The following is a 3,674-nucleotide window of genomic DNA, read 5'->3' as shown; positions in this document are numbered from 1 at the left end:
TTTCATTGGTCTCATTCGTTAGTTGAAACTATGCACTTTTAGTGCAAGACTTTCAGTTTCTACAAACTTTTTATTGTCGATTTGCTTCATAATTCTTCTAAATTTCATCTTCACTATAATTTTAAAATGCAATTTCATTGCTTAAAGAAACCTATGGACTTGCAGTCCATAGTGGTTTAGTTTACTGAGTTTATTTTACTGAGTTTATAGCCACTTCGATTGATTTTCCATATAAAATCATACTCCGACAAGCTCAGTAGAGCTATCGAGAAGTTTTTGATGGTGTTCTCAATACAATTCAAAAATCTTTTGTAATCACTGGAACTGGCGGATTATTATTTATGATTTTTATGTTCTATCATGTAATATACTAAGGGTACTACTAGCAAAGTCAAAAAGGTTGATACAATTGTACCGCCCATTAGTGATATTGCCAAACCTTGAAAAATGGGGTCAAATAAAATGACAAAAGCACCAATAACAACAGTTCCTGCCGTTAGTAGGATTGGTGTGGTACGTACAGCACCAGCTTCAATAGCAGCTTGTTTTAATGGTACGCCTTCGGCGGTTCTTAGATTTATAAAATCGATAAGTAATACCGAATTCCGGACCATAATTCCTGCTAAGGCAATCATTCCTATAAATGAGGTTGCTGTAAAAAAAGCGCCCATTAGCCAATGCCCTAAAATAATACCAATAAGCGATAAGGGAATAGCAACCATCATTACAATAGGTGCTTTAAAGTTTTGAAACCAGCCTACGATTAAAATGTATATCAAAATAATAGCACCTAAAAAGGCGATGCCTAAGTCTCTAAAAACTTCTAAGGTAATTTGCCATTCTCCATCCCATTTTATCGTGTAATCATCTTCAAAATCTGGCTGACCTAAATACATTTCGTTAATCTCATAGCCTTTGGGTAATGGTATGTTTTTTAATTTATTTTCCATTCCAAGAATCGCATATGCAGGACTTTCTAATTCACCTGCCATATCAGCCATGACATAAACAACTCGCTTTTGATTTTTACGATAGATACTTTTTGCTGCTGTAGTCTGTTTAATGTTTACTAAATCTGCAATAGGTATCATGCGACCTTGTTTCGATTTCACTTTTAATTGTGAAATATCTCTGATAGTAGATTTTTCCTTTTCATCCAACATCAATACCAAGCCTACTTGGTTTGAAGCATTCTCATCATATAAATTAGTAATTACTCTGTTAGATAATGCCAAATTCATAGTGTAGGCAATTTTTTGAGGTGCAATCCCGTAAAGCATTGCCTTTTCCTTATCAATTTCAAACTGGTATTCAGTGTGATTGTCTTCAACCATTAAATCGATATCTACAACATCTTTGGTGTTTTTAAGAATATTCTGAATTTTATACGCAACCTCTATTTGGCTACCATAATCAGGACCATAAACTTCGGCAACAATTGTTGATAAAACTGGTGGCCCTGGAGGTACTTCTACCAATTTTACATTTGCGTTATAATGGGAAGCAATCTTTTGTATATCTGGTCGTAGCAATTTGGCTATATCATGACTTTGGGCACTTCGCTCTTTTTTATCTAATAAATTTACTTGAATATCTGCCATGTTACTGCCGCCTCGTAAATCGTAATGACGTACCAAACCATTAAATGTTATTGGAGCAGAAGTGCCTACATAATTTTGGTAGTTTACAACTTCTTGACGTGTAGATAAGTATTGTGCAATCTCTTGTGTTACCACTGCTGTTCGCTCTAATGTTGTGCCTTCTGGCATATCGATGACCACTTGAAACTCATTCTTGTTATCAAACGGTAACATTTTTACAGCTACAGATTTGGTAAAAAACAATACGATTGTTCCCATTAAGAGTAGTAACGTTCCAACCAAAAATAACCAACGTTTGGCTTTACTTTCTAATAATGGGCGTTCAAACTTGTTATACACTTTATAAATAACGGTATTTTCAATGGCTTTTCCAGTTTTTTCTTCTACACCCTTTCTGTCTTTTTCTTTTAAGAAAATGTAACCTAAATACGGAGTGATGGTTAAGGCTACAAAGAGTGATAGTATCATGGCAATGGATGCACCGATAGGCATTGGCGCCATGTATGGACCCATTAAGCCAGATACAAATGCCATTGGTAACACCGATGCAATGACGGTAAATGTGGCTAAAATAGTTGGGTTTCCAACTTCGTTAATAGCATATAATGCAGCTTCTTTAAACGGTAAGCGTTTCATCTTGAAATGCCTATGCATGTTTTCGGCAATGATAATAGAATCATCAACCACTATACCTGTCACAAACACTAAAGCAAAAAGTGTAATTCGGTTTAAGGTATAATCGAGCATGTAATAACTTAGCAAGGTTAAAGCGAATGTAATAGGAACTGATAAAAACACTACTAATCCTCCACGCCAACCCATAGCTAACATTACAACAATAGTTACTGCAATGATAGATCCGATGAGGTGTAAGAGTAATTCTGACACTTTGTGTGAAGCCGTTTCACCATAATTTCTAGTGACTTCAACATGAACATCATCAGGAATTAAGGTCGTACGCAAATGGGTAACTTTGTCAATGATGACATCGGCAATTTTCATTGCATCAGCTCCTTTTCGCTTGGCAACCGAAATGGTGACTGCTGGATACTCAGACTTAAATTCCGATGATTTTTCGCTTCCTTTTCCAAAACCTAGAGAGACATAATTTTGTGGTATTTCTGGACCATCAATAATCGTTGCAACTTGTTTTAAATAAATAGGTTGGTTTTGTTGCACACCAACGACCAGATTTTTAACATCTGTAGCTGATTCTAAAAACTTCCCTGTATTCACAAGGAATTCTTTATCATTCTTATAGAAACTTCCAGAATTTAATTGACTGTTGTTTGCCTTTATCATTTCTGAAACTGACAAGAAATCCAATCCGCTAGCCGCTAATTTGTCTTTATCCAAAACCACGTGTAATTGCCGATTTCTACCTCCAATTTTATGAGTAATCGATACATTGTTTACTTTTTTAATTTCATTCTGTAGCTCCTGAGCCATTTGACCTAATTGGTAGTCGTCATAGTTTTCGCTCCACAATGTTAATCCCAACATAGGCACATCATCAATAGCACGTGTTTTTACAAGTGGTTGGGTTATGCCAAGTGGCATTTGGTCCATATGCTTATTGATTTCGTTGTATAATTTTACAAGCGAACGTTCAATATCTTCACCTACATAAAACTGTACGATGACCATGCCTTGTTCCTTCATTGAAGTGGAGTAGACGTATTCTATACCTTTAATGTTCGAAATTAATTTCTCTAAAGGTTTTATAACTCTAGACTCAACTTCTGTTGGACTTGCTCCAGGGTAACCAACAAAAATATCCGCCATTGGTACATCTATCTGTGGCTCTTCTTCACGTGGAATCAAAAATGAGCTGTAGACGCCAATGACCATAAACACAATCATTAATAGAACAGTCAGTTTTGACTGAATAAAGACTTTGGCTATGTTTCCTGCTATACCTTCTTTCATGTGCTTATATTTATTGTTTTTGGCTATATTCTAATATATGACTGAATTAGTACTTGTTCTCCATAATTCCCAAGCGGATTGCCCTGTAATGGCATATAATGCAAACTCCTTTAGGCGTTGATTATTATTCTTAATCCGCTCAAG

Annotated in this window: 1 protein-coding gene; it reads right to left on the bottom strand. The window is 35.6% G+C overall.

The window, feature by feature from the left end; all coding sequences use genetic code 11:
• Positions 1 to 335: 335 nt before the first annotated feature.
• A complete protein-coding gene (locus HKP48_RS04025) occupies positions 336 to 3,530 on the bottom strand; it encodes an efflux RND transporter permease subunit (protein WP_296343078.1) in 3,195 nt (1,064 codons plus the stop codon).
• Positions 3,531 to 3,674: the final 144 nt, after the last annotated feature.

The organism is Winogradskyella sp. (genome assembly GCF_013042245.1).
Lineage (GTDB): Bacteria > Bacteroidota > Bacteroidia > Flavobacteriales > Flavobacteriaceae > Winogradskyella.
This window is presented reverse-complemented; position numbering and strand designations above follow the sequence as displayed.

What these genes read in the sequence shown, in the direction of transcription:
- HKP48_RS04025 (WP_296343078.1), bottom strand. Translation starts at nt 3,530, where the DNA reads ATGAAAGAAGGTATAGCAGGAAACATAGCCAAAGTCTTTATTCAGTCA.